Here is a 26386-nt window from a genome sequence, read left to right as displayed (position 1 = left end):
TCATCCCTTGATTCCGGACATGGTCACGCCCTCGGTGAGGTAGCGCTGGCCGACCAGGTAGGCGGCGAAGATCGGCACGAAGGCGATCGTGGCGCCGGCCAGCACCACGTTCAGCGGCACGTTCTCCTCCTGCAACGCCGCGATCCCCACGGTGAGGGTCCGCATGTCGGTGCTCTTGCCGACCAGCAGCGGCCACAGGAAGTCGTTCCAGTGCCACAGGAACACGAACAGGCCCAGCGTCGCCAGGATCGGTTTGCACAGCGGCAGCACGATCGTGGCGAAGATCCGCCACTCCGACGCGCCGTCGATCTTGGCCGCCTCGAACAGCTCGTCGGGCAGCGTGCCGATGAACTGGCGCATCAGGAACACCGCCTGCGCGTTGGCCAGGGTGGGCACGATCAGGCCCCAGTAGGTGTCCACGCCACCGGCCTCGGCGATCAGTACGAACAGTGGGATCAGCGTGACGTGGTAGGGCACCATCACCATGGCGAGGAACGACCAGAACATCGTCTCCTTGCCGGGGAAGCGTTTCTTGGCGAACGCGTACCCGGCCAGCGACGAGAGCAGCAGCACCAGCACCACGCTGACCACCGAGTAGATCAGCGTGTTCAGTGTCCACAGGGGAATGTCGCCGCCGCCGAGCACCCGGTCGTAGGAGGAGGTGTCGATCGGCCACGGCACCAGGCTGCGCGGGAACTCCACCGCCGCCACCGGTTTGAGGCTCAGCACGATCATCGCGTAGAACGGGAAGATCGTGATCACCGAGGCGACGGCGAGGAACACGCCACGCAGGATCTTCCCGCCGAGTCGTGGTCGCAGGGCGTTGGTCACTTCGACCTCCCCATCAGCACACGCTGGATCAGCGCGACGAACAGCGTCAGCACGAACAGGGCCACGCCCAGCGCGGAGGCGTAACCGAGGTCGAAGTACTGGAAGCCCTGGTCGTAGAGGGCCATGACCAGCGTGTAGCTCGACCGCGCCGGGCCGCCGCCGGTCATCACGTAGACCAGGTCGAACACCTGGAAGGACGTGGTCGTCTCGATCACCGCGAGGAAGAACAGCGCCGGGCGCAGCTGCGGCAGGACCACGTGCCGGAACCGCGCCCACGGCCCGGCGCCGTCGACCAGCGCCGCCTCCTCCAGCTCACGCGGCACGTCCTGCAACCGGGCCAGGATGATCAGCATCCCGTAGCCGAAACGCGACCACACCGACACGATGACCAGCGCCGGGATCACCAGCGTGGTCGAGGCGAGCCACGAGTCGCCGATCAGCTTGCCCAGCGGCCCGGAGGAGGAGAACAGCCAGGTGAAGATGGTCGCCGCCAGCACCAGGCTGGTGATCACCGGCAGGAAGAACACCGACCGGAACAGCTTCGACCCCCGGAACGAGCGCCGCACCAGCAGCGCGAGCCCCAGCGACGTGGCGATCGACAGCGGCAGGTAGAGCACGGTGAAGATGACGGTCACCTTCAGCGCCTGCCAGAACAGCGGGTCGTCGAACATCCGGACGAAGTTGTCGAACCCGGTGAACCGGGGGCTGTCCCCGAGGGTGTACTCGAAGAAGCTGAGCAGGACACCGACGATGGCCGGGCCGAACCGGAACACCAGGAACAGCAGGAAGACCGGCAGCACGAACCCGAGGCCCAGCAGTGCCTCCGGTCGCAGGTACCTCTTCCTGGGTCGGGGCGGTTGCCCGGAGCGGGGCCGCGGTGGCGCTGGTGCGGTGACCGTCATCGGTGATCCTCACGGGTGGGTTGGGTGACGGCCGGGCCGGCTGGCCGGCCCGGCCGCCGGCGTCACTGGCCGATCAGGCCGTTCGCCGCCTCGGCGGCGTCCGCCAGGGCCTGCTCGGGGCTCTTCTGCCCGATCAGCGCGGCCTGGATCTCCGGCGCGAGCAGACCCATCACGTCACGGGCCTTGTCGTGCAGCGGGGCACCGACCATCTGGTCGAGCGTCTTCTCGACCTCGGCCTGCGGGCCGTCGGTGTAGAGCGCGCCGGTCGACTGGTAGGGCGAGAAGTAGTTGCCGGCCAGGTCGTAGGCCTTGGTGACCTCGGGGCTGCTCACGAACGCGAGCCACTCCCCCGCGGCGTCCTTGGCACCGGACTGCTTCATCATCGACAGTGCGCCGATCGAGCCGTAGCCGACCTGCTCCTCGTCCTTGAGCGGCGGGTGGATGGTGATGGCGTCCGCGCCCCAGAACGACTCCACGTCCGCCGGCAGTTGCTGCCAGGTGCAGGCGACCTTGCCCTGCGCCAGGCGGGTCTGCTCGAACGCCGGGATGCCGGTGATCAGCTCCTTCTCGGTGTACCCCTCGTCGACCAGGGTCTTGAGGAACGTCAGCGCCCTGACCCCCGCGTCGCCGTCGAACGCGACCTTGCCGCCGTCCTCGTCGAACACGTCACCGCCGGCCTCCCACAGCAGCGGGTAGAACGACTGGTTGAGCGTCGCGGACGGGTCGGCGTAGTAGTTGGTGACGTCGAAGCCCTTGGCCTTGAGCGTCGGGGCGATCTCCAGCAGGTCGTCCCACGTCGCCGGGGCGGACACGCCGGCGGCGTCGAGGACCTTCTTGTTGCACATCAACGGGTTGGCGCCCATCAGGATCGGCGCGCCCATCAGCTTGCCGTCCATGGTGACCGACTCCCGGACGTTGTCCCGGTAGTCGCCCTTCACCTCGTCGGGCAGGTACTGGTCGACCGGCTGCACCAGCTTGGCGAACTTGGGGATCTGGTCGGGGATCAGGTAGACCAGGTCGGGCGCCTTGTTCCCGGCGATGGCGGTGGTCAGCGACTCCTCCCGCTTGGCCCACGGGTAGATCTCGACCTTCACGTCGATGTTCGCGTGGTCCTTCGTGAAGGCCTCGATCTGCTCGTCCCAGAAGGCGCGGTGCTGCGCCTCGTCCGGCACGACCGGGTACACCCACATCGTGACGTCCTGCGGGGTGTCCTCGGCCGAGCCACAGGCCGAGGTGGTGGCGGCGAGTGCGGCCACCACGGCGGCCGCGATCGCGCGGAGCTTCATGGTCTTTCCTCTCGGATTCGGGGCGGAAGTCATGGCGTGGGCACGGCGACGACCGTGCCCGTGTGTCGGGCGTGTTCGGCGGCGAACACGGCGAGGTGGGCGGCGAGCGAGTCGGCGGGCCCGGAGCGGCGGAACTCCTCGTCGCCGGTGGCGACGGACCCGACGAACGCGGCCATCACGCCGTCGTCACCGCCGCCGTGCCCGTCGCCGGCGTTGGCGTCGCCGGTGGGGCCGGTCTCGTGGACGACGGTCCGCCCGGTGCGGAAGTCCAGGACCGACAGTCGTTCGCCGTCGCCGACGATCCGGCCGTGGCTGCCGAAGATCCTGGTCTGGCGGTGGGTCTGCTCGGTGAACGCGGTCATGGTGAACGTGCCGGTCGCGCCGCCGTCGAACTCGATGGCCAGCACCTGGTGGTCGACTACGTCGTTGTCGCAGGCGTACACGCACCGGCCGTACGGGCCGGTGCGCAGCGCCTCGGTGAGCCCGGCCTCGTCGGTGGCGTCGGTGATCGCCGACACCGGCCACACCGCGCCGCGCTCCCGCAGTACCGGGAAGTACAGCTTCGGCGCGGAGTACGGGCAGTCCGGTTCGAGCACGCAGTCCAGGCACCGGTCGGCCGCCCGCTCCGGGCGTTTGTCCGGCCGGAAGTGGCCGAGGTCGCCGAAGCTCGCGACCCTGGCCACCCGGCGTCCGGTCACGTACGAGAGCCAGTCCAGGTCGTGGCAGGACTTGGCGAGCAGCATGGGGCTGGCCAGCGTCTCGCTGCGCCACGGGCCGCGCACGTAGGAGTGGGCGGCGTGCCACCAGCCGACCGGTTCGAGGTGCTCGACGCTCATGATCTCGCCGACCACCCCGGAGCGCAGCACGTCCACCAGCAGCTCGGTGTACGGGGTGTAGCGCAGGACGTGGCACACCGCCAGGCGCACCCCGGCCTCGGTCACCGCGGCCACCACCTCCCGGCACTCCCGCTCGGTCGGCGCGATCGGCTTCTCCAGCAGCAGGTCCCGGCCGGCGCGGGCGAACGCGATCGCCGGGGCGGCGTGCTCGGCGTCCTGGGTCGCGATGATCACGGCGTCCACGTCGACGCCGGCCGCGAGCAGGTCCTGCCACGCACCGAACCCGGTCACCCCCGGGTGGTGCGCCGCGACGGCCGCGCGGCGCGCCGGGTCCGGTTCGGCGACCGCGACCAGCCGCGCCCGGTCGGCGTGCCGGGCGATCCACGAGGCGTAGGTCTGGCCCCGGTTCCCGGCGCCGACCAGCGCCAGCGTGACGGTTCGACGCTCAGACAAGGAGGTTCCCCGAGGTCTGGACGCGTGGCCCGTCGGCCGGCACGTCGCGGGCGACGCCCTCCTCGACGCACGCCGTGTGCTGCAGGTACGACCCGTCGCCGAACGCGCCACCGGCGAGGGTGAGCTTCCCGCCGGACAGCTGCGCGCCGACCGAGGAGTAGGCGTTGGCGCCGGCGGTGATCTCCACGTGCGCGGTGTCGGCGTCGGCGGCGACGCTGCGGTAGTCGCGCAGTTCCCAGCGGACGGTGCCGGCCGCGTCGGCGCGGGACAGGAACGCCTTGGCGCTGTTGGTGCCGCGCAGGACCGACCCGCCGCCGACGTGCAGGCGCTGGTCGGCCTTGCCGCTCAGCCGCAGGCCGGTGCCGGTCAGGGTGGCGCCGTCGACGGTGACCGTGGAGGCCGCGACCGTGACCGGCGCGCCGCCGTCCCGGCCGGTGAGGGTGCTGCCGGTCAGGTGCAGCTCACCGGTCCCGTTGAACGCGTTGCCGTTCAGGTTCGACAGGACCGTGCGGACCAGGTGCACCGGCCTGGTGACCGACGCCTGGACGATCTCGGTGCCGTCGGCGATGGTGAAGTCGCAGCCCTCGATGACGGTGGGCCGCGCGGACAGTGCGGACGCCTGGGAGATGATCAGCTGGTTGTCGGCCGAGCAGCCCCGCAGCTGGGCGCCGTCGGCGTTGATCCAGATCATCCCTGACCCGTCCAGGCCGGCCTTGCGGATGACCCGCACGTCCTCCAGCGTCAGGTCGGTGACCTTGACCCTGGCGACGAACCACGAGCACACGTGCCGCTTGACGGTGATCCGCTTCGCGGCCGAACCCCAGGCCGCGCCGGAGTTCGCGAAGGTCATCAGCCCGGAGTTGCCGACGTAGACGAGGTCGTGCTCGTACTGGCCGTGGGTGACGAACGGGCCCTGGTCGTCGCCGTCGCCGTGGCAGTTCTCGACCAGCCCGTAGGCCGACGCGGTCCAGTCGTTGAGGTGGCGGGCGTTGGAGGTGTGGCAGTCGGCGACGTGCCCGTAGAGGCAGTAGATCTGTTGGGTGAGGTAGCCGGCGCCGCCGTAGGTGACCGACTTCGGGTTGGTCAGCGAGCAGCTCCGCGTTTGGAAGTGGGTGCACCAGCGGCGCATGACGACCGGCCAGAACGTGCCGGTGGCGTCGATCCCGGACACGTCGCACCAGGTGGCGTACTCGTAGGCCACCGGGTGCGCGCCGCTGTACTGGTCGGTGCCGGTGCCGACGAACACCATGTTCCGCACGTGCGCCCGCTGAACCGGCTCGACCCGCGTCCAGGTGATCGTGCGGCCGGCCTTGAGCGGCCAGCCGTTGAGGTAGTTCACCCGGATGTGGGTGCCGTCGACGATCTGGGTGACCTGCACCAGCTTCTGCAGCTCGCGCTCCCACGCGCCGGTGGTCTTGTTCACCTCGGCCGCCCACCACTGGTCGACGGCGAACGCCGCCGAGTCGGGCACCTCGAACACGTCGGACAGTTCCGGCAGGTCGGCGGACAGGGTCGCGGTGACGACCGTGTCGGTGACCGTGCCCCGGAAGAAGAGCACCGCGCCGAACGGGTTGTCGTGCGAGTTCTCCTCGATGCCGTCGGTGCGGACGGTGTTGCCGCCGAAGTCCAGCTCCACATCGGACCGGCCGATGGTGTGGCGGCGGGTGAACAGCAGGTCGGTATGTGCCTCGATCCGGCCGATGGCGGGGTTGTTCACCAGTGCGTCGAGCGCGTCGTCGGCCGGCTGCTTCGCGTCGAACAGGCCGAAGGTGCGGAAGTCGCCGGTGCCGTCGTGCAGCTGACGCCAGCGGCCCCTGCCTCCCGTGCCGATCACGGTGCCGCCGTTGGGTGTCGCGGTGTCGCCCGCCGCCCAGCGGACCAGCATGCCGCCGCCGTCACCGGGCCGGTGGTACCCGGCGACCTGGACCAGAGTGCCGTCCGGGGTCTTGTTCCCGTCCAGGGCAAGGAGATCGGCGACCGTGTCGACGCCCTGGACATTTCTGGCCTCGCCCCGGCCGGCGGCGCTGGCCACGGCGGGGGTGAGCAGGGCGATGCCGCCGGTGCCACCGGCCACGAGTAATGCACGACGAGAGGGGTTCATCGCGGGGTCTCCTCAGAAGGTCAGGTTCGGGGTGGTGTGCACACGGGGGCCGTCGGGGGGAACGGACCGCGTGACGTTCTGTTCGGTGCAGTGGGTGTGCAGCAGGTGGGAGCCGTCGGCGAAGGCCGCGTCGGCGAACCTCAGCGCGCCGCCGGTGAAGTCGGCGCCGAGGGCGCTGTACCGGTTGGCGCCACTGGTGATCGCGACGTGCGCGGTGCCGTCGGCGGCGGTGCTGCGGTAGTCGCCGAGCTGCCAGACGATCGTGCCGGCGCCCTCGGCGCGCGAGAGCAGCGCGCGGTCGGTGTTGGTGCCGTCGAGGACCGCGCCGCCGCCGACGACCAGGCGCTGGTCACGCACGGCGGTGAGCTTGAGGCCGGTGTTGGTGAACCGGCCGCCGGACACCACGACCTCGGCCGAGCCGACGAGCATCGGCGCGGCGCCCTCGCCGCCGTCGACCACGGTGTCGGTGAAGTGCACGGCGCCCGGGCCACGCAGCACGGCACCGGTGGCGTTGCCGAAGCGGCACCGGACGAAGTGGACGGTGTTGGTGACCGGGGTCTGGACGAGTACCTGGTCGGGTGGCAGGTCGAAGGCGCAGTCGGCGATCACGTTGGGCCGGGCGGAGCGGTTGGAGCGCTGCGCCACGGCGAACGTGCTGGCCGAGCAGCCCCGCAGTTGGACGCCGTCGGCGTTGACGGTCAGCGTGCCGCCGGGGTCGAAGGTCGACCTCGGCACGACGTGCACGTCCTCCAGCGTCAGGTCGGTGATCCTGGTGTTGGCCACGAACCACGAGCAGACGTGCCGTTTGACCGTGATCCGCTTGGCGCTGATCCCCCACTGCGCCCCGGAGTTCGCGATGTCCATCAGCCCGGAGTTGCCGACGAACACCAGGTCGTGCTCGTACTGGCCGTGTGTGGTGAACGGGTTGCCGCCGGCGTCGTCGCCGTCGCCGTGGCAGTTCTCGACGATGCCGTAGGCCGACGCGGTCCAGTCGTTGAGGTGGCGGGCGTTGGCGGTGTGGCAGTCGGCGACGCGCCCGTACAGGCAGTAGATCTGTTGGGTGAGGTAGCCGGCGCCGCCGTAGAACACGGTCGGCGGGTTGGTCAGCGAGCTGCGTTCGGTGCGGAAGAACGTGCACCAGCGGCGCATCACCACCGGCCACCAGGTTCGGGTGGCGTGGACGTCCGAGACGTCGCAGCGGACCGCGTACTCGTAGGCGACCGGGTGCGATCCGGTGTACTCGCGGTCGTCGGGCAGTTCGCCGTTCGGTGGGCCGTCGTAGGGCGGGGCGCCGACGAAGACCATGTTCCGCACGTGCACCCGCTCGACCGGCTCGACCCGCGTCCAGGTGATGGTGCGTCCCACGCCCAGTTCCCAGCCGATGCGGTAGTTCACCCGGATGCGGGTGGCGTCCACGACCTGGGTGACCTGGACGAGCTTCTGCAGCTCCCGTTCGTCACCGCCGGCGAGGGTGTTCACCACGGCGGTCCACCACTGGCCGACGGCGAACCGCGCCGAGTCGCCGACCTCGAACACGTCGTCCTGGTCGGGCAGCACGGCGGTGAGCGTGTGCGTCACCGTGCTGTCGGTGACCGTGCCCCGGAAGAACATCACCGCGCCGAACGGGTTGTCGTGGGTGTTGCGCTCGATACCGTCGGTGCGAACGGTGTGGCCGCCGAAGTCCAGCTCCAGCCCGGAACGGGTGAACGTGTGCCGCCGCTGGAACAACAGGTCCGTGTGTCCCTCGACACGGTGTACGGCCGGGTCGTTCACCAGCGCGGCGAGCGCGTCGTCGGCTGGCCGCGTCGCGTCGAACAGGCCGAACGTGCGGAGGTCGACCACGCCCTCGTGCAGCTGGAGCCAGCGGCCCCGCTTCTGTCCGGGTAGGACGGTGCCGCCGTTGACCGGGGCGGCGGAGCGCGCGTCCCAGCGCACGAGCATGCCACCGCCGTCGCCCGGCTGGTGGTACCCGGCGACCCGCACGACCGTGCCGTCGGACACACCTGGCACCGACGACAGACCGGAAACCGTTGGCACAGCACGAATCTGACTCGTCATCGAACGCCTCGGCTTTCACGCGATCCGGCCCCACGGCCGCGCGAGGGGCGGCGACGGGGAAAGGAAGGCCGGGCGAACACGCGAGGCGTGCAGGCGGCGGAGCTGCTGACCGAACCTTCCGCGGTCGGGGCTGTGACATCGCGGAGGGCCAGCTGTACGCCCGATTGGTGGCGGAACTCTAAACAGGTCTCGAACACGGCGTCAAGCGGGGCGGTGACCCAGTCGTTCGGAGATGATCACGGCGGCGTCCCGCACCTGCCGGCCCAGCTCCTGGTACTGCCAGGTCGGCAGCCCGATCTTCAGTCCGGTGATGCTGATGGCGCCCGCGCACGCGCCGGTGTGGTCGCGCAGCGCGGAGCCGATGCAGAACACCCCGGTGGCGTCCTCCTCGTCGTCGAACGCGTAGCCCGTCTCGCGGATGTCGCGCAGGTGGGCCAGTAACTGGTCGAGCTGGGTGATGGTGCGGCCGGTCCGCCGTGGCATCCCGACCCGCTCGATGAGGTCGGTGACCTGGTGGTCGTCGAGTTCGGCGAGCAGCGCCTTGCCCAGCCCGGTGCAGTGCGGCAGTTCGCGGATGCCCATCCGCAGGTCCACCTGGACGCGTTCGCCGTTGGTCACCTGGTCGATCACCACCGCGTGGTCGCTCTCGGACACCGCGAGCCGTGACGTCAGGCCGGTGGCGGCGGTCAGCTCGACCAGGACCGGGCGGGCCACGTCGCGCAGCGAGAGCTGGTCGCGGGCGCGGTCACCGAGGCGGGCCAGGGCCATGCCGAGCCGGTAGCGCCGGTTCATGCCCTCGCCGTCGTCGGCGACCAGGCCGCGCTGTTGCAGGGTGTGCAGGGTCGCGAACGCGGAGCTCTTGGACAGGCCGCAGGCACTCGCGATCTGGGTCACACTCAGCCCCTTGCCCAGGGCGCCGTCGGCCAGCACCTCCAGGACGTCCGCGGCGCGTGCGACGCTGCGTACCCAGTACCGGGACTCCTCGCTGTTCGTCATAGCCGAACACCTTAAGGCTATGCCGCACAAATCTTCAAGCAATCCGTTGACCTGGTTCTTTCGGCACCTTACGATCGCCGTACTGTTCGACAAGACCGAATAGTGTTTCGTAAAGCGCATGTCGCGGCGGAATGACATCCGCGTCACCCTGGATCGGGGCTGGTCCGGCGGTGACATCGAGGAGAACCACGTGATCCACCAGCAGACCCCGTCCACTCCCCTGCCCGAACGGGCCCGTCGGCTCATCCCCGGCGGCGTCAACAGTGGGCAGCGCAACGTTCCCGGCCTCGGCGATCTGGTGATCGCCCGGGCCAGGGGCTCGCGCTTCTGGGACACGACGGGGCGCGAGTACACCGACTACCACGCCGCTTTCGGCCCACCGCTGCTCGGCCACGCCGACCCCGACGTGGACGCCGCCGTCACCGAGACGGCCCGCGAACTGGACCTGTGCGGCGTCGGTGTCACCGAGGGCGAGGTCCGGCTCGCCGAGACCCTCGCCGAGCTGATGCCCAGCTTCGAGCGGGTGCTGCTCACCAGCACCGGCTCGGAGGCGACCTTCCACGCGCTGCGCGTGGCACGGGCCGCGACCGGACGCCGGCTGGTGGTGAAGTTCCAGGGCTGCTACCACGGCTGGCACGACTCGGTCAGCCTCAACGTGATCTCCGCACCCGACCGCGTCGGCCGGCACGACCCGATCTCCACCGGCATCCTGCCCGAGGTCCTGGAGTCGACGCTGGTCCTGCGGTTCAACGACGTGGCGCAGGTGCGCGAGACGTTCGCCACCCACGGCGCCGACATCGCCGCGGTGATCGTGGAGCCGGTGCCGCACAACGTCGGCTGCCTGCTGCCGGACCAGGAGTTCCTGGCGGCGTTGCGGGAGGAGTGCACCAGCCACGGCAGCGTGCTGGTGTTCGACGAGGTGATCACCGGCGTACGGCACGACCTCGGCGGCTGGCAGCGGATCGCCGGGATCCGGCCGGACCTGACCACCATGGGCAAGGCCATCGCCAACGGCTACCCGATCGGCGCGATCGGGGGGCGCGCCGATCTGATGGACCTGTTCAGCTCCCGCCCCGGGGCGCCGGTGTTCTTCGCCGGCACCTACAACGGGCACCCGGCCGTGGTCGCCGCCGCACTGGCCACACTGGACAAACTGCGCGCCGAACCGGTGCACGAGCACGTGTTCCGGCTCGGCGAGCGGGTCCGCACCGAGCTGAGCGCGCTGTACGCGGGGCTGGGCGTGCCGGCGGTCGTCGCCGGGTACGGCTCGGTGTTCGTCACCTACTTCCTGGCCAAGGCTCCCCGCAGCTACGACGACCTGCTGGCCAACGACACCGGGATGTTCGTCGGCTACCGCCGCCGGCTGCTGGACCACGGGATCTTCGAGCTGCCGCTCAACCTCAAGCGCAGCCACCTGTCCTACGCGCACACCGACGACGACGTCGACCGTCTGCTGGCCGCGACCGAGATCGCCGTCCGGGCCCAGCTCGCCGACCCGACGACCGACGTCTCCGGCGCGTCGACCATGGCCGGGGCGCTGCCGTGCTGACGGTCAACTCCACCCGCCCGGCCGGACCGGCCGGGCGGATCACCCGGGTCGAGACCCTCATGCTCGGCACGGCGTGGCGCGACTTCGGGTACGTCCGGGTGCACACCGACGAGGGCCTGACCGGAGTCGGCGAGATCACCCACCCGTACCGGGTACGCGAGACCTGCCAGCTCGCCGAGGCGATGGGGGCCCGCCACCTCGTCGGCGCCGACCCGTTCGACGTCGAGGAGCTGTGGCTGCGGCTGTACCAGGGCGACTTCCTGCGCGGCGGCGACATCGGCGGCATCGTCGTGTCCGGTGTGGACCAGGCGCTGCACGACCTGATGGGCAAGGCGTTGGGCGTGCCGGTGTACCGGCTGACCGGTGGCGCGTGCCGCGACCGGGTGCGGGTGTACGCCAACGGCTGGTACACCGGCGACCGGGAGCCGGCCGCGTTCGCCGAACGGGCGCGGGAGACCGTGGCCGCCGGGTACGGCGCGCTGAAGTTCGACCCGTTCGGCGCGGGGCTCGGCGAGCTGTCCCGGCCGGAGTTCCGGCTCTCGCTGGACATCGTCGCGGCCGTGCGGGAGGCGGTCGGGCCCGACGTCGACCTGTTCGTCGAGGGGCACGCGCGGTTCGCGTTCCACACGGCGGCCAGGCTGGTGGCGGCGCTGGAGCCGTTCGACCTCGGCTGGTTCGAGGAACCGCTGCCGTGGACCCACATCGAGCGCTACGCCGAGCTGCGGGCCCGCGCCGCGTTCCCGATCTCGGGCGGCGAGCACTTCCACAACCGCTACGAGTACGCCCGCCTGTTCGACACGAACGCGGTCGACATCATCCAGCCGGACCTGTCGATGGCCGGGGGGTTCACCGAGGTCCGCAAGCTCGCCGCGATGGCCGACGTGCACGCGATGACGGTGGCGCCGCACAACTCCAACTCGCCGCTGTGCACCACCGCATCGGTGCACGCGGTGCTCGGCATCCCGAACTTCACCGTCCTGGAGACCTTCGACGGGCTGCTCGAACCGTACGTGGCTCAGGCCGTGCGGGGCGCGCTGCCGGTCGTCGACGGGTACGTCGAGCTGCCGGAGCGGCCGGGTCTGGGGGTGGAGCTGGTGGACGAGGTGTTCGCCGAGCACCCGCCGACCCACCGCTTCTGGAACATGTTCGCCGACGGCTGGGAGAAACGGAACCGGACATGATCGTGGACGTCCACTCGCACCTGTTCACCTGCCCGGACCACGTCGGTGACCCGTTCGCGGCGGAGTCGGCGCGCGCGCACGGCGGGCACGTCGACCTGACCGTGCGGTGGGCGGAGTACGCGGCGAGCGCGCCCGCCGGCACGCGGACGATCGTCGTGGGCGGCAAGGCCAGGCGGTCCGGGCTGTGGGTGGACGACGCGGCGGTCGCGGAGTACGTGGGGGCCCATCCGGACCAGCTGGTCGGGTACCTGTCGCTGGACCCGACCCAGCCGGGCTGGCGGGAGGAACTGGAGCACGGGCACCGGGACCTCGGGCTGCGCGGCATCAAGCTGATGCCGATGTACGCGGGGTTCGACCCCGCCGCACCGGAGTACGACGACCTGTATGCCTACGCCTCGACCAACGGGCTGCCGCTGCTCGTGCACACCGGCACGACGTTCGTGTCAGCCGCGCCGCTGCGCTACGCGTTCCCGGTGCACCTGGACGAGGTCGCCATCCGGCATCCGGAGCTGCGGATGGTGCTGGCGCATCTCGGGCACCCGTTCGAGGGTGAGTGCGTCGCGGTGATCCGCAAGCACCCGCACGTGTACGCCGACGTGTCGGCGTTGCACTACCGGCCGTTCCAGCTGTGGCACAGCCTGCGGCTGGTGCAGGACTACGGGGTGTGGGGCAAGCTGCTGTTCGGCAGCGACTACCCGTTCACCACGGTGAACGCGTCGATCGACGGGTTGCGCGAGGTGGGGGCGGTCCCGGGGATCCCCGGTCTCCCGCCGCTGGATCGCGACGAGATCGAACGGCTCATCGAGCGGGACTCGCTGTCACTGCTGGGGTTGTCATGACGTTCGACCTCAGTGGACGGTCGGCCGTGGTGACCGGTGGCGCGCGTGGGCTCGGTCAGGCGATCGCGGTGGCGCTGGCCGGGGCCGGCGCGGACGTCACGGTCGTCGACCGGCCCGGTGGCCCGCCGACCGATGACACCCGGGCGCTGGTCGAGGCCTGTGGCCGGACGTGCACGGTGGTCCCGTTCGACCTCGCCGACACCGAGGGCCTCGCCGACCTGGCCGACCTGCTGTGGGCGACCCGCCCGGTCGACGTCCTGGTGAACAACGCGGGCGTGGCCCGGCTGGACCATTTCAACGAGATCACGCCGGCCGCGTGGCGGGCGATCATGGCGGTCAACGTGGACGCCGTGTTCTTCCTGTCGCAGCGGATCGCCGAGCACATGATCGCCGACGGCCGGCCGGGGCGGATCGTGAACATCTCGTCGAAGAACGGCCTCATGGCCGAGGCCGGCCTGGCGCACTACAACGCGTCCAAGGGGGCGGTCGAACTGGTCACCCGCTCGCTGGCCGCGGAGCTGGGCCGGCACCGGATCACCGTCAACGCGGTCGCGCCCGGCATGATCGCCACCCCGATCGACGAGGGTTTCGCCCTGGCCCGTGGGGAGTTCGAGGCCGCCTGGGAGGAGCGGATCCCGCTCGCCGGCGGGTACGGGGAGCCATCGGACGTCGCCGGCGCGGTGGTCTACCTGTCCTCCGACGCGGCCCGCTACGTCACCGGCACCACGCTGGTGGTCGACGGTGGTGTTCTCGCCGATCAGATGCCCCGCCACCGGTTCATGCCGCCCTACCGCAACTCGCTGTGACCCGCTCCTGGCATCACGGCTGGGTCTCGGCCGGGCACGCGGTCTTGCATTGTCACAATGCATGACGTCAGAGTGGGCCCGTGCTGCGGTTCGTGTTCGCCCAACTGCGCGGCCGGCCACGGCGCACCGTCGCGCTGCTCGCCGGTGTCCTCGTCGCCACCACCGGGTTCACCGTGCTCAGCGCGGGGGCGGCCGTGCAGCGCCTCCAGGTCGAGAGCACGGTCGCCGCCCACGCGCGCTCGGCCTACGACATCCTGGTGCGCCCCCGGGGAAGCCGCAACGACCTGGAGCGCGAACGCGGGCTCATCGCCCCGAACTCGCTGTCCGGCAGCTACGGCGGCATCTCGCTGGCACAGCTGGACCAGATCCGCGCGGCCGGCAACGTCGAGGTCGCGGCGCCGATCGCCATGCTCGGCTACGTCAAGCTCCAGCTCAACCAGACCGTCGACCTCACCGACCAGGTGGATCCCACCGCCCGCCGGCAGCTGTTCCGGATCACCCCGAGCGTGATCGCCAACCACGGACTCACCGTGCTCGACGACGCGCCACGCTACGTCTACCTCAGCCGCAACCGGCTGGTCGCGGAGGACAGCGACTACGGCAAATGGGCCGACGGCACGTACTGGGTCGGCGGGATGGAAGGCTGCGTGACCGTACGGGAGGTGGTCTCGGCCGAGGAGTTCCGGCAGGTCTGTGTCCGGCCCTACGAGGACTGGGAGACCGCCGACGGCACGACCGCCCGGGAACGGACCAGGGTGGAACCGTACTGGGTCAACGAGAACGGCCAGTACCTCAACGCCATCGCCGACCGCGGCGCACCGCCGGGTGACCGGCTCGTCGTCACGGTCACCTGGAACGTGATGGTGCTCGCCGCGGCCATCGACCCGGCCGCCGAGGCCGAGCTGGTGGGTCTGGACGACGCGATCGTCTCCGGCCGGTACCTGTCCCCGACCGACCGCCCCGCCCGCACACGTGACCCCCGGTCCACCGACGAGCGGGACCAGTACTTCACCGGCATCCCGGCGCTCACCGCCAACGCCCGGTACCTGGACGAACAGGTGGAGCTGTCGGTCGAGAGCCTGGGTCCTGAGCTGGCGGAGACGGCCGTCGACCGGGAATGGGACGACTGGGTACCGCGACTGGCCGACGTGAAGGGCGCGTCCGCGGGCGAGCCGGTCCGGGTCTCGAGCAACCCGTGGCTCGACGCCGACGTGGCGTACGCCGACGCCAGCATCATGTACCGGGTCGGCCCACCCAGCTACCACACCGGCGCCGACGGGGTGCTGCGTCCCGAGGTGCGCACGCCGGATCCGGAGGCCTGGACGATCCGGGACGTCGGCGTGTACTTCGACCTGCCACCGAGGCTGGTCGCGGAGAAGGGGTTCCGCCGGCTGACCAGGCTGGGCGGAACCATGTCCTCGTCGCGACGGAAGCCGGAGTACACCCAGGTCGGCAAGTTCGACCCGGCCCGGATCAGCGACTTCTCCCCGCTCACCACCGTCCCGCTGGAGACCTACCAGGCCCCCCGGGCCGTCGGCGCCGACCAGCGGTCGCGCGACCTCCTCGGCGGGGAGGCGTTGCGGCCCAACAGCAATCCCGCCGACTACCTGAACACCCCGCCGCTCATCCTCACCAACCTCGACTCGCTCAGCGCGATCACGAGCCTGTGGCGCGAGGACGAGCCGGTCAGCGCGGTCCGGGTCCGGGTGGCCGGGGTGACCGGCGTCGACGAACGCAGCCAGGAGTTGCTGCGCACGACCGCCGAGCGGATCGCCACCACCACCGGTCTGGACGTCGACGTCACCCTCGGCTCGTCCCCGCAGCCGCTCACCGTGGCCCTGTCCGCCGGTGGTGGGCGGCCGGGGCTGACACTGACCGAGGACTGGTCACGCAAGGGCGCCGCGGTGGCGATCGTGCAGGCCGCCGACCGCAAGAGCCTCGTCCTGTTCGGGCTGATCCTGGTGGTGTGCACGCTGTTCCTGGCCAACGCGGTCACCGCCGCGGTCCGCGACCGCCGCCGCGAGCTGGCGGTGCTGACCTGTCTTGGCTGGCCGGCCCGGCGCCTGGCCGGGGTCGTGCTCGCCGAGGTGGTCGGCGTCGGGCTGATCGCGGGGGTGCTGTCCGGCGCGCTGGCGATGGGCCTGGCCGACACGGCCGGCGCACCGATCACCCTCCAGCACGCGCTCATCGCCGTGCCGGTCGCGTTGGGGATCGCCGTGCTCGCCGCCGTCGCACCCGCGCTGCTCGCCGCGAGATCCCGGCCGCTGGCCGCGCTGCGTCCACCGGCCAGGGTCCGGCGGGTACGCCACCGAACCAGCGTTCTCGGGTTGGCGTTGGGCAACCTGTGGCGGGTCCCCGGGCGCACCGCGCTGGGCGTCACCGCGCTGGCCGTCGGCGTCGGCGCGCTCACGGTGCTCGTCGTGCTGGCGTTCGCGTTCACCGACGACGTCGTCGGCACCCTGCTCGGCGACGCCGTGGCCCTGCGGGTGCGCACGGTCGACCTGGTCGCCGCGATCACCGCCGTGAGCCTCGGTGTGCTGATGATCGCCGACCTGCTCTACATCAACATCCGGGAACGCGCCGCCGAGCTCGCGACGCTGTGGGCCAGCGGCTGGTCCAACCACGCCCTGCTGCGACTGGTCGGGTACGAGGGTCTGGCCATGGGAGCCGTCGGCGCCGTCCTGGGTTCGGGGCTCGGGCTGCTCGGCGTCTCGGTGTTCGCCGGCGAGATCCGTCCGCGCATGGTGTGGCTCGCCGCCGGGATCGCCGTCGCGGCCGTCGTGGTCGCCGGACTCGCGGCCGTCGTGCCGGCCCTGGTCCTGCGCCGTCTTCCGCTGGCGACCCTGCTGGCCGAGGAATGAGCGCTCAGGTGGCGGCGGCCAGGAAGGCGTCGTTGTCGGACGCGGTGCCGACGGTGACCCGGACGCCCTCACCGGCGTAGCCGCGCACGACGATGCCCCGGTCCCGGCAGTGGGCGACGAACTCCGAGGTCCGCTCGCCCAGCGGGAGCCAGAGGAAGTTGGCCTGGCTGACCGGAACACGGTGCCCGGCCGCCAGCAACGCCGTGCGCACCCGGTCGCGTTCGGCGGCCAGTTCCCGGCAGCGGGCCAGCATCACCGGGTGCGCGGCCAGGGCGGCCGAGGCGGCGGCCTCGGCGACCGTGCTGACGCCGAAGGGTGGGGCGACGCGGCGCACGGCGTCGGCGACCTCGACCGGCAGTACCCCGTAGCCGACCCGCAGCGCGGCCAGGCCGTAGGCCTTGGAGAACGTGCGCAGTACCGCGACCCGGGGATGCCGCCCGCTCGACACCACGGCGTCGGGCACGGCGCCCGGGGTCGCGAACTCCCGGTACGCCTCGTCCACCACGACCAGGACGTGGGGCGGCACGGCGGCCAGGAAGCGGGTCAGCTCGTGCCCGGTGACGGCCGTACCGGTGGGGTTGTTCGGGTTGCACAGCAGGACCACCCGCGTCCGCCGGCCGGTCGCCGACGCCAGGGCGTCCAGGTCGAGCCGGTCACCGCTGAGCGGAACCGGTCGCGGCACGGCGCCGACCGTCCGGGCCAGCAGCGGGTACAGCTCGAAGGAACGCCAGCCGAAGGCCACCTCGTCGCCGGGTTCGCACAGGGCCTGGAGGACCCGCAGGCACACGCCGGCCGACCCGGCGCCGACGACCACCCGGTCCGGCGCCACCCCCAGGTGGCGCGCCAGGCCGGCGGCCAGCGGGGTCGAGGTCGCGTCCGGATAGCGGTGCAGCGTCCCGGTCGCGGCCGCGACCGCCTCGGGCACGCCGGGCAGCGGCGGGCCGGGAACCTCGTTGTTGGCCAACAGGATCGCGTCGGGCGGCACGGGCGCCGGGGTGTAGCCGGGGGTCTGGGCCAGCTCGGGTCTGATCCGCACGGCCATCGGTCAGCCGGCCGGTTCGTCATCCAGGATCTGCTGGCTGTCCAGGCCCCGGCGGAACGCCAGCGCGGACACCACGACCACCGCAGCGCCGACCAGCAGCATCGACCGGATGCCGACGGCCGTGGCGATCGCCCCGCCGGCCAGCGCGCCGAACGGGTTGGCCGCGAAGCCCAGCATGCGGTAGGTGCTGGTCACCCGGCCGAGCAGCTGGTCGGGCACCATCTCCTGGCGCATGGTGACCGTGACGACCATCCAGTTCATCACAGCCCCGCCGAACAGCAGCAGCGCGAGGCCGGCGACGACCGGGTGCGGCAGCGTGCCGAGCGCCGTGAGCGTCACCACCACGGTGACCACCGACGCCGACAGCGAGACCCGGTCGCCGACCGCGCCCCGGATCCTCGGCACCAGCGGCGCCACCACGAGGTTGCCCAGCGCGAAGCACGCCATCAGCAGGCCGTAGCCGAAGCCGCCGAGGTCGAGGTCCTGCTTGACGTAGAGCACGAACACGCCGAGCAGGGCGCCACTGACGAACGCCATCGCCACGTAGAGCACCGACTGGTCGCGCAGCACGCGGTGCCGGTTGAGCCAGCGCAGGCCGTCCATCAGGTCGGAGCCGACCGAGCCGCCGCTGGTCGCCGGGCCCTGCCTGGCCACGCGCAGCGTCAGCACCAGCACGGCGGCCACCAGGAACCCGATGGAGTCGATGACGAACAGCCACACCACCGACACCGCGAACAGCAGGCCGGCGATCGGCGGGCCGATGAACTGGGAGGTCAGCACCTGCGCCGACATCAACCGGCCGTTGGCCGCGCCGAGTTGTTCCGGCGCGACGACGGCCGGCAGGAACGCGCCGGCGGCGGTGTCGAACATGACCTGCGCACAGCCGATGACGAACGCGAAGACGGCGATCAGCCAGATCGACATCGTGCTCGTGGCGACCAGCAGCGCGAACCCGGCGATCAGCAGCGACCGCGTGAAGTCGGTGATCCACATCAGCGAACGCCGGTCGGCCCGGTCCGCGAGGACTCCGGCCAGCAGCCCGAACAGCAGCCAGGGCAGCATGCCGGCCACGGTCACCGTCGCGACGACGCTCGGCCGGTCGCTGATGCTCGCGGCCAGCAGCGGCAGGGCCGTGTACCGCAGCCCGTCGCCGAGGCCGCTGACCACGGCCGCGGAGAACAGCCGGTAGAAGGCGGCGGGCAGGCGACCGGGTGCGGAAGTGGTTGGCTCAACCCCGTCCTCGGTCCCAGTTCCCACCGTGCCGGTGTCATCCGCCGTCGATTCATCCACGAGAAAGAAACCCCTCAACACGTCGTGGTCAATGTGATCTTCAAGCATAACGAAACGATGTCACGGTGGGCAACCGACTGATTACGCCGAGGACGAACGCTGATAATTCCTTCCGTCCACGCCGGACAGGCCCCACCGCGGCACATCGAGCACAGTGGACAGTCCAAATTGGTCAAGAACCCGGGCGACGGTGTGCTCGACGACGTCGGCCAGCGAGTCCGGTCGGGTGTAGAACGCCGGTACCGGGGGGAAAACCACCGCGCCCGACTCGGTCGCCGCCGCCATCGCCCGGATGTGGCCCATGGTCAACGGCGTCTCGCGGAACAGCAGCACCAGCCGCCGGCGCTCCTTGAGGGTCACGTCGGCCGCGCGGGTGAGCAGGTTGTCGGTGGTGCCGTAGGCGATCGCCGAGAGCGTGCGCACCGAGCACGGCGCGACCACCATGCCCATCGTGGGGAACGAACCGCTGGCCACCGGGGCGGTGAAGTCGCCGGGCCGGTGCACCACGTCGGCCAGCCCGTGCAGGTCCGCACGGCTCAGGTCGGTCTCGGTCGCCCTGGTCAGCTCGCCCGACGAGGACACCACGAGATGGGTCTCCAGGCCGGCCGAACGGCACGCCGTCAACAGCCGCACCGCGTACACCGTCCCGGTCGCGCCGGTCACGCCGACGACGATCCGGCGGGGGCCGCTCATCGGACCGGGATCCGTTCGCAGCTCATCAGGTAGGCCAGCACCTGGGTGCGGTTGCGCAGGTTGAGCCGGTTGAGAATGCCCGACACATGTGATTTCACGGTTTTCTCGCTCACCGAGAGCACCGAGGCGATCTCGGCGTTGGAGGCGCCGGTGGCCAGCAGGTCGAGCACCTCGTGCTGGCGCAGGGTCAGCCCGCGAACGCCGGAACCACCGGTCAGGGTCTCCAGCAGGCGCCCGGCGTGGTCGGCCGCCAGGTACATCCCGCCCCCGGCCACCGCCCGGATCGCCAGCCCCAGTTCCGCCGGGGCGGCCGTGCGCGGCACCAGGCCGAAGGCACCGCCGGCCAGGTGCCGCGCGGGCGGGACACCGTCACCGGCCAGCACCACCGCGCGGGGGGCGACCAGGCCGGCCAGCGACTCGGACACGGCCTGGTGCCCCAGGCCCGCCTCGTCGTAGACCACGACCCGCGCACCGGTCGCGGCCACCGCCCCGACGACGTCGGCCGGGTCCCCGACCGCGCCGGCACAGACGATCCCACCGAGCCGGGCGATGGCCGACCGGACCACGGACTCGCGTTCGTTGACCAGGACCCTGATTTCCCCGGGTGGTGCCGTCATTCGGTCGACCCCATTTCACTTGGCCAACTAATTGGACCCGATGTGTCGCCCTGGCCATTTCGAGGTTACGGCCCCGACCTCGACGGACGCCACGGAAAAGGTTTAAGGAAATGTGAATGGGTCCTGGGGCCGACGACAGCCGGGCGCACCGGTGACAAGACTTTTCGGCGAGGACAAGGAGCGTCGATGACCGAACCAGGACCGGGCGCCACCATGGTGCTCGACGGGCACCATCTCACCATCGAGGACGTCCTGGCCGTGGCCAGGACGTCCGACACGATCACCCTGCGCGTGGCCGACGACGCGGTCGCGGCGATGGTCTCGTCGCTGGAGCTGCGGCGGGCACTGGTCGACAAGCGGATCCCGGTCTACGGGGTCACCACGGGCTTCGGCGACAGCGTCGAACGGCACGTCGCCCCCGAGCGGGCCGCCCGGCTGCAACGCAACCTGGTGCTCTACCACCTCAACGGCGCCGGACCGCTCGCCGAGGACGATGTGGCCAGGGCGACCCTGCTGATCCGGGCCAACTCGCTGGCCAGGGGCGCGTCCGGGGTCCGCCCGGAGCTGGTCGAGCTGCTGTTGCGTCTGGTGGAACGCGGGATCACGCCCCGGATCCCGGAGCTGGGCTCGCTCGGCGCCAGCGGCGACCTGGTGCCCCTGTGCTACGTCGCGGGCGCGCTGATCGGCGAGGTCGAGGTCGGCCACCGTGGCCGGACGCGTCCGGCGGCCGACGCCCTGGCCGACGAAGGGCTCGCCCCGCTCTCGTTGGAGCCCAAGGAAGGTCTGGCGCTGATCAACGGCACGTCGTTCACCGCCGCGTTCGCCGCGCTGGCCTGCGCCGACGCCACCGAACTCGCCTTCGTCGCCGACCTGGCCACCGCCATGGCCTGCGAGGCGTTGCGCGGCAACGCCTCGCACTTCCACCCGTTCGTCCACGACAGCAAGCCCCACCCCGGGCAGACCACCAGCGCCGCCACGATCCGCGCCCTGCTCGACGGCTCCGCGCTGACCACCTCCTACGAGGACATCCTGACCCGCACCGAGTCGCTGGACGGACGCGGCTACGTGCGGCAGGACGAACGCATCCAGGACAAGTACTCGATCCGCTGCGCCCCGCACGTGACCGGAGTGCTGCGGGACACGCTGGACTGGGCGGGCCGGTGGGTCCGCACCGAGATCAACTCCAGTACCGACAACCCGCTGTTCGCCGGGGCGGCCGGGCAGGTCCACCACGGCGGCAACTTCTACGCCGGACACCTCGGCCAGGCCATGGACAGCCTCAAGGTCGCCGTCGCCAACGTCGCCGACCTGCTCGACCGCCAACTCGAACTGGTGGTGGACGAGAAGTTCAACGCCGGCCTGCCGGCCAACCTCGCCGTCCCGCACCCCGACGACCACGAGGACGCCGGGGTCGAGCACGGGTTCAAGGGCATGCAGATCGCCTGCTCGGCGATCACCGCCGAGGCGCTCAAGCACTCCGGTCCCGCCACCGTGTTCTCCCGCTCCACCGAGGCGCACAACCAGGACAAGGTCAGCATGGGCACCATCGCCGCGCGCGACGCCCGCACCGTGGTCGAGCTGACCCGCCAGGTCGCCGCCATCCACCTGCTGGCGCTGGCACAGGCGGTCGAGCTGCGCGGGGTGGAGCTGGCGGCACCGGCGGTACGCCGGGCGCACGAGCTGATCCGGTCGGTGTCCCCGTTCGTCTCCGGCGACCGGCGCCTGGACGGCGACGTGGCCGCCGTGGCCGAACTGATCCGCGCCGGGACCCTGCGACGCGAGGTGACCACGACCGTGGCGGTGCCGGCGTGCTGACCGGCGACGAGTACGTGGAGAGCCTGCGCGACGGGCGCGAGGTGTGGCTGGACGGGGAACGGGTCGCCGACGTGACCACCCACCCGGCCTTCCGCAACCCGGTGCGGATGATCGCCCGGCTCTACGACGCGCTGCACGACCCGGCGACCGCCGGGCGGCTCACCGCGCCGACCGACACCGGCAGCGGCGGGCGGACCCACGCGTTCTTCCGCGCCGCCCGCGACGCCGCCGACCTGGTGCGGGACAAGGAGGCGATCACCGCTTGGGCGCGGATGACCTACGGCTGGATGGGCCGTAGCCCCGACTACAAGGCCAGCTTCCTCGGCACGCTGGGCGCCAACGCGCCGTTCTACGCGCCGTTCGAGGAGAACGCGCTGCGCTGGTACCGCCGCTCCCAGGAGGAGGTCCTGTACTGGAACCACGCGATCATCCACCCGCCGGTGGACCGTGGCCTGCCGGCCGACCAGGTCGGCGACACGTTCGTCCACGTGGAACGGGAGACCGACGCGGGGCTGGTGGTCAGCGGCGCCAAGGTGGTGGCGACCGGATCGGCCATCACGCACTACAACTTCGTGGCCCACCACGGGTTGGCGATCAGCAGCCCGGAGTTCGCGGTGGTGTTCACCGTGCCGGTCGGCGCGCCGGGCGTGAAGCTGATCTGCCGGCCTTCCTACACCGCCGCCACCGCCTCGGCGAGCCCTTTCGACTACCCGCTCTCGTCCAGAATGGACGAGAACGACACGATCTTCGTGCTGGACCGGGTGCTGGTGCCGTGGGAGGACGTGTTCGTCCACCGCGACGTGGAGCGGGCGAACTCGTTCTTCCCCGCCTCCGGTTTCCTGCCCCGGTTCACCTTCCAGGGCTGTGTGCGGCTGACGGTGAAGCTGGAGTTCGTCGCCGGGCTGCTGGCCAAGGCGCTGCGGATCACCGGCACCGGCGGGTTCCGCGGGGTCCGGGCCCGGCTCGGCGAGGTGCTGGCCTGGCGCAACCTGTTCGCCGGGCTGGGCACCGCGATGGCCCGCGACCCGGTGCCATGGCACGACGGGTCCGTGCTGCCCAACCCCGAGTACGGCATGGCCTACCGGTGGTTCATGACCGTGGGCTACCCGAGGATCCGGGAGATCGTCCAGCAGGACGTCGGCAGTGGGCTGATCTACGTCAACTCCAGCGCGCGGGACTTCGCGAACCCGGCGGTGCGGCCCTACCTGGACAAGTACCTGCGGGGCAGCGGCGGCACCACCGCCGTGGAGCGGGTGAAGGTGATGAAGCTGTTGTGGGACGCCACCGGCACCGAGTTCGGTGGCCGGCACGAGCTGTACGAGCGCAACTACGCGGGCAACCACGAGGCCGTGCGGGTGGACCTGGTGACGGCCATGGAGAACAGCGGACGGCTCGGCGAGTTCGACGACCTGGTCGAACGCTGCCTGGCCGAGTACGACCTGGACGGCTGGACCGTCCCGGACCTCGCCGGTGGCGGCGACGGTCACCTCGACGGTCACCTCGACGGCAAGGAGCGGACATGACCTCCCAGCGGGTGGCGACCTTCGCCGCGGAACTGATCGCGCACCTGCGGGACTCCCTGGTGCGCCACGGCATCACCTACGGGGAGTACCACGACCTCAAGGAGTTCGTCGTCGAGCTGGGTGACGCCGCGGAGTGGCACCTGCTGCTCGACATCCTCTTCGAGTCCACCGTGGAGACCCACAACGGCGCTGGCCCCGGGGCCAGCGCCGGGGCGGTCGAGGGCCCGTTCCACGTGCCGGACGCGCCGCTGCTGTACTCGCCGTGCGCGCTGCCCCAGCAGGACGACGAGCCGGGCGAGCGGCTGCGGCTGACCGGGCGGGTGCGGTCGGCCGACGGCGGGCCGCTGCCGGGCGCGGTCCTGGACACCTGGCAGGCGGACATGGCCGGCGGCTACTCGCACTTCGTGCCGGCGCTGCCCGAGCACAACCTGCGCGCCAGGGTGGTCGCCGACGACGAGGGCCGCTACGACATCGCCACCGTGGTCCCCGGCGCCTACCAGGTGCCCTCGGCGGGGCCGTCCGGGCGGCTGTTCGCCCTGCTGGGCATGCATGCCTGGCGGCCGGCGCACGTGCACTTCAAGATCTCCGCGCCGGGCCACCGGACGCTCACCACCCAGCTGTACTTCGCCGGTGACCCGTGGCTGGACAGCGACGTCGCCGGTGGGGTGAAGGACGAACTGGTACTGCGACCCGCGCCGGGCGAGCACACCCTCGAGGCCGGCCACGACTTCGTGCTGGCCCGTGCCCAGGACTGACCACCGAGGCGGGACCGTCGACCCCACCCGGTTCCGCACCCTGCTCGGCCGGTTCGCCAGCGGGGTCACGGTCATCACCTATCCGGGCCCCGACGGCGTGCGCGGTCTCACGGTGAACGCGTTCGCCTCGGTGTCGCTGCGCCCGCCGCTGGTGCTGGTGTCGGTGGACCGGGCCAGCCGGGCGGGCCGGGCGCTGGGCGCGGTCCCGTTCACGGTGAACATCCTCGCCGCCGGCCAGCGCGACCTGGCCGTGCACTTCGCCGGCGGGCGGCGCCTGTCGGAGGTGGCCTGGCGCGGCGACGGGGGCGGCCGGCGACTGGCCGGCTGTCTGGCCTATGTGGACTGTGAGCCGTGGAGCCGGCACGACGGCGGCGACCACGTGCTGGTCCTGGGCCTGGTCACCGGCACGGCGATCGGCACCGGCGCGCCGCTGCTGTTCTACCAGGGCGGTTTCACCGCCATAGCGGACTTCCCGACGGAGGACCATGACCGGCATCCCTGACCTGCGCGACCACCTGGACGCCCTGGCCGCCCTCGGCGACCTGCGGGTCGTCGACGAGCCGATCGACCCCGACCTGGAGGTCGCCGCCTACACCCGGCACGGCTACGAGAACCGTTCTCCCGCACCGCTGTTCACCCGGCCGGCGTGCGCGGTGCCCGGCGCGCGGCTGCTCGGCGCACCGGCCGCGCTGTCCAGCCGCGCGGACCTCCCGCTGGCGCGGGTCGCGCTCTCGCTCGGCCTCGACCCGGCGACCGCGCCGGCGGCGATCGTCGACCGGCTGGCGCGGGTGCGGGACCTGCCGCCGGTCCCGCCCAGGATCGTGGCCGACGGGCCGTGCCAGCGGCACGTGGCGCTGGGGGCCGAGGCCGACCTCGACCGGTGGCCGGTGCCGGTGGTGCACGACGGCGACGGCGGACCGTACGTGAACACCTGGGGCACGATCGTGGTCCGTACCCCGGACGGGTCGTGGACGAACTGGTCGATCTCGCGCGTGCAGAAGCTCGACGGGCACCGGATGACCGGGCTGTTCGTGCCCTCCCAGCACCTGGGCGTGATCTGGCGCCAGTGGGCCGACCGGGGCGAGCCGATGCCGTTCGCGCTGTTCCAGGGCGGGCCGCCGGCGACGCCGTTCGTGTCCAGCATGCCGCTGGCGCGCGACGTCGACGAGGTCGGCTACCTCGGGGCGTTCTACGACCAACCGGTGGAGCTGGTCCGCTGCGCGACGGTGGACCTGGCCGTCCCGACCACCGCCGAGGTGGTGATCGAGGGTCACGTGTCCCCCGGCCGGGACGCCGACGAGGGCCCGTTCGGCGAGTTCCCCGGCTACCTGGTCTCCGGCACGGGCCGCGAGCCCGTGTACACGATCACCGCCATCACCCACCGGGACGACCCGGTGTGGCCGGTGATCGCCGAGGGCCGGCCGGTCGACGACTACCACACGGCGGCCGGGGTGTGCTTCGCCGCCGAGGCGCTGGGTCTGCTGCGCGCGGCCGGCCTGCCGGTCACCACGGTGTGGTGCCCGTTCGAGACGGCCAACCACTGGATGGTGGTGACCGTGCCGGCGGACTGGCGGCGGGCCGGGCTGGACTCCACGACGCTGTGCGCGCGCATCGGCGAGGTGGTGTGGCCGACGAAGTTCGGCTTCACCGTGCCGAAGCTGTTCGTGCTCGACGACGACGTCGACCCGGCCGATCCCGCCGAGCTGCTGTGGGCGGTGGGCACCCGCCAGCACCCGGTGGACCGGGTCGGGGTGAACGCCGGGCCGATCCTGCCGATCCTGGCCTGCTACACCGAGCGGGAGAAGGCCGCGAAGGTCGGACCGAGAGCGGTGTACGACTGCCTGCTGGAGCACCGACCGGCGCACAGCTCGTTCGCCGGTGCCTACCCGGCGGGGGTGCGGGAGCGGGTGCGGGCGCTGCTGGAGCGGTGAGGCCCGAGGAGCCCCCGGACC

Annotated in this window: 21 protein-coding genes; 10 read left to right on the top strand and 11 right to left on the bottom strand. The window is 71.6% G+C overall.

Annotated features, from left to right (window positions below):
• From BLA60_RS03375 to BLA60_RS03345, 7 genes are all read right to left on the bottom strand, one after another.
• Positions 1–831 (bottom strand): carbohydrate ABC transporter permease, encoded by an 831-nt coding sequence (locus BLA60_RS03375; RefSeq protein ID WP_211288575.1) that lies wholly within the window; start codon positions 829–831, stop codon positions 1–3.
• Positions 828–1733: a carbohydrate ABC transporter permease gene (locus tag BLA60_RS03370; RefSeq protein WP_075131144.1), complete on the bottom strand. Its 906-nt coding sequence runs from the start codon at positions 1731–1733 to the stop codon at positions 828–830. The genes BLA60_RS03375 and BLA60_RS03370 overlap by 4 nt, the downstream gene beginning before the upstream one ends.
• Before the next feature lie 62 nt (positions 1734–1795).
• Positions 1796–3019, bottom strand: a complete 1224-nt coding sequence (locus BLA60_RS03365) for an ABC transporter substrate-binding protein (RefSeq protein WP_075131143.1) — start codon at positions 3017–3019, stop codon at positions 1796–1798.
• Positions 3020–3048: 29 nt separating this feature from the next.
• Positions 3049–4308: a Gfo/Idh/MocA family protein gene (locus tag BLA60_RS03360; protein ID WP_075131142.1), complete on the bottom strand. Its 1260-nt coding sequence runs from the start codon at positions 4306–4308 to the stop codon at positions 3049–3051.
• Positions 4301–6409, bottom strand: coding sequence for a hypothetical protein (locus tag BLA60_RS03355; protein ID WP_211288574.1), 2109 nt, complete (start codon positions 6407–6409; stop codon positions 4301–4303). Before BLA60_RS03355 ends, BLA60_RS03360 begins: the two co-directional genes overlap by 8 nt.
• A 12-nt stretch (positions 6410–6421) precedes the next feature.
• A complete protein-coding gene (locus BLA60_RS03350; RefSeq protein ID WP_211288573.1) occupies positions 6422–8446 on the bottom strand; it encodes a hypothetical protein in 2025 nt (674 codons plus the stop codon).
• A gap of 222 nt (positions 8447–8668) precedes the next feature.
• Positions 8669–9463 carry an IclR family transcriptional regulator gene (locus tag BLA60_RS03345; RefSeq protein ID WP_075131141.1) on the bottom strand — a complete coding sequence of 265 codons (795 nt, stop codon included), beginning with the start codon at positions 9461–9463 and terminating at the stop codon, positions 8669–8671.
• A gap of 118 nt (positions 9464–9581) precedes the next feature.
• Between BLA60_RS03345 and BLA60_RS03340 the strand changes: the two genes are divergently transcribed.
• From BLA60_RS03340 to BLA60_RS03320, 5 genes are all read left to right on the top strand, one after another.
• Positions 9582–11012 (top strand): aspartate aminotransferase family protein, encoded by a 1431-nt coding sequence (locus tag BLA60_RS03340; RefSeq protein WP_084734582.1) that lies wholly within the window; start codon positions 9582–9584, stop codon positions 11010–11012.
• On the top strand, positions 11006–12193 hold the full coding sequence (locus BLA60_RS03335) for a mandelate racemase/muconate lactonizing enzyme family protein (RefSeq protein WP_075131140.1): 1188 nt from the start codon (positions 11006–11008) through the stop codon (positions 12191–12193). The genes BLA60_RS03340 and BLA60_RS03335 overlap by 7 nt, the downstream gene beginning before the upstream one ends.
• Positions 12190–13032 carry an amidohydrolase family protein gene (locus tag BLA60_RS03330; RefSeq protein WP_075131139.1) on the top strand — a complete coding sequence of 281 codons (843 nt, stop codon included), beginning with the start codon at positions 12190–12192 and terminating at the stop codon, positions 13030–13032. The genes BLA60_RS03335 and BLA60_RS03330 overlap by 4 nt, the downstream gene beginning before the upstream one ends.
• A complete protein-coding gene (locus BLA60_RS03325; protein WP_075131138.1) occupies positions 13029–13838 on the top strand; it encodes an SDR family NAD(P)-dependent oxidoreductase in 810 nt (269 codons plus the stop codon). Before BLA60_RS03330 ends, BLA60_RS03325 begins: the two co-directional genes overlap by 4 nt.
• An 80-nt stretch (positions 13839–13918) precedes the next feature.
• Complete coding sequence (locus BLA60_RS03320) at positions 13919–16699, top strand: FtsX-like permease family protein (RefSeq protein ID WP_075131137.1); 2781 nt, start codon at positions 13919–13921, stop codon at positions 16697–16699.
• 4 nt (positions 16700–16703) lie between these two features.
• On the opposite strand, the gene BLA60_RS03315 is transcribed toward BLA60_RS03320, so the two are convergent.
• The 4 genes from BLA60_RS03315 to BLA60_RS03300 form a co-directional block, all read right to left on the bottom strand.
• A complete protein-coding gene (locus BLA60_RS03315; protein WP_075131136.1) occupies positions 16704–17741 on the bottom strand; it encodes a histidinol-phosphate transaminase in 1038 nt (345 codons plus the stop codon).
• A gap of 3 nt (positions 17742–17744) precedes the next feature.
• Positions 17745–18998, bottom strand: coding sequence for an MFS transporter (locus tag BLA60_RS03310; RefSeq protein ID WP_162292890.1), 1254 nt, complete (start codon positions 18996–18998; stop codon positions 17745–17747).
• A gap of 114 nt (positions 18999–19112) precedes the next feature.
• Entirely contained in the window at positions 19113–19724 is a 612-nt protein-coding gene (locus tag BLA60_RS03305) for a UbiX family flavin prenyltransferase (RefSeq protein WP_075131134.1), read from the bottom strand.
• Positions 19721–20341, bottom strand: a complete 621-nt coding sequence (locus tag BLA60_RS03300) for a helix-turn-helix transcriptional regulator (RefSeq protein WP_075131133.1) — start codon at positions 20339–20341, stop codon at positions 19721–19723. The genes BLA60_RS03305 and BLA60_RS03300 overlap by 4 nt, the downstream gene beginning before the upstream one ends.
• A 186-nt stretch (positions 20342–20527) precedes the next feature.
• On the opposite strand from BLA60_RS03300, the gene BLA60_RS03295 reads away from it, so the two are divergent.
• Genes BLA60_RS03295 through BLA60_RS03275 form a run of 5 tightly spaced genes read left to right on the top strand, consistent with a single transcriptional unit; the run spans position 20528 to position 26365 of the window.
• Positions 20528–22156, top strand: a complete 1629-nt coding sequence (locus BLA60_RS03295; RefSeq protein ID WP_075131132.1) for an aromatic amino acid ammonia-lyase — start codon at positions 20528–20530, stop codon at positions 22154–22156.
• Positions 22150–23679 carry a 4-hydroxyphenylacetate 3-hydroxylase family protein gene (locus tag BLA60_RS03290; protein WP_211288572.1) on the top strand — a complete coding sequence of 510 codons (1530 nt, stop codon included), beginning with the start codon at positions 22150–22152 and terminating at the stop codon, positions 23677–23679. The genes BLA60_RS03295 and BLA60_RS03290 overlap by 7 nt, the downstream gene beginning before the upstream one ends.
• Positions 23676–24434: a dioxygenase family protein gene (locus BLA60_RS03285; RefSeq protein WP_084734580.1), complete on the top strand. Its 759-nt coding sequence runs from the start codon at positions 23676–23678 to the stop codon at positions 24432–24434. The genes BLA60_RS03290 and BLA60_RS03285 overlap by 4 nt, the downstream gene beginning before the upstream one ends.
• A complete protein-coding gene (locus tag BLA60_RS03280; RefSeq protein WP_075131131.1) occupies positions 24421–24936 on the top strand; it encodes a flavin reductase family protein in 516 nt (171 codons plus the stop codon). Before BLA60_RS03285 ends, BLA60_RS03280 begins: the two co-directional genes overlap by 14 nt.
• Positions 24920–26365, top strand: a complete 1446-nt coding sequence (locus tag BLA60_RS03275; RefSeq protein WP_075131130.1) for a UbiD family decarboxylase — start codon at positions 24920–24922, stop codon at positions 26363–26365. Before BLA60_RS03280 ends, BLA60_RS03275 begins: the two co-directional genes overlap by 17 nt.
• Positions 26366–26386: the final 21 nt, after the last annotated feature.

The sequence above is a fragment of the Actinophytocola xinjiangensis genome (assembly GCF_001921215.1).
Classification (GTDB): domain Bacteria; phylum Actinomycetota; class Actinomycetes; order Mycobacteriales; family Pseudonocardiaceae; genus Actinophytocola; species Actinophytocola xinjiangensis.
Note: the sequence above shows the minus strand (reverse complement) of the source record. Positions and strands in the feature narration are given on the sequence as shown.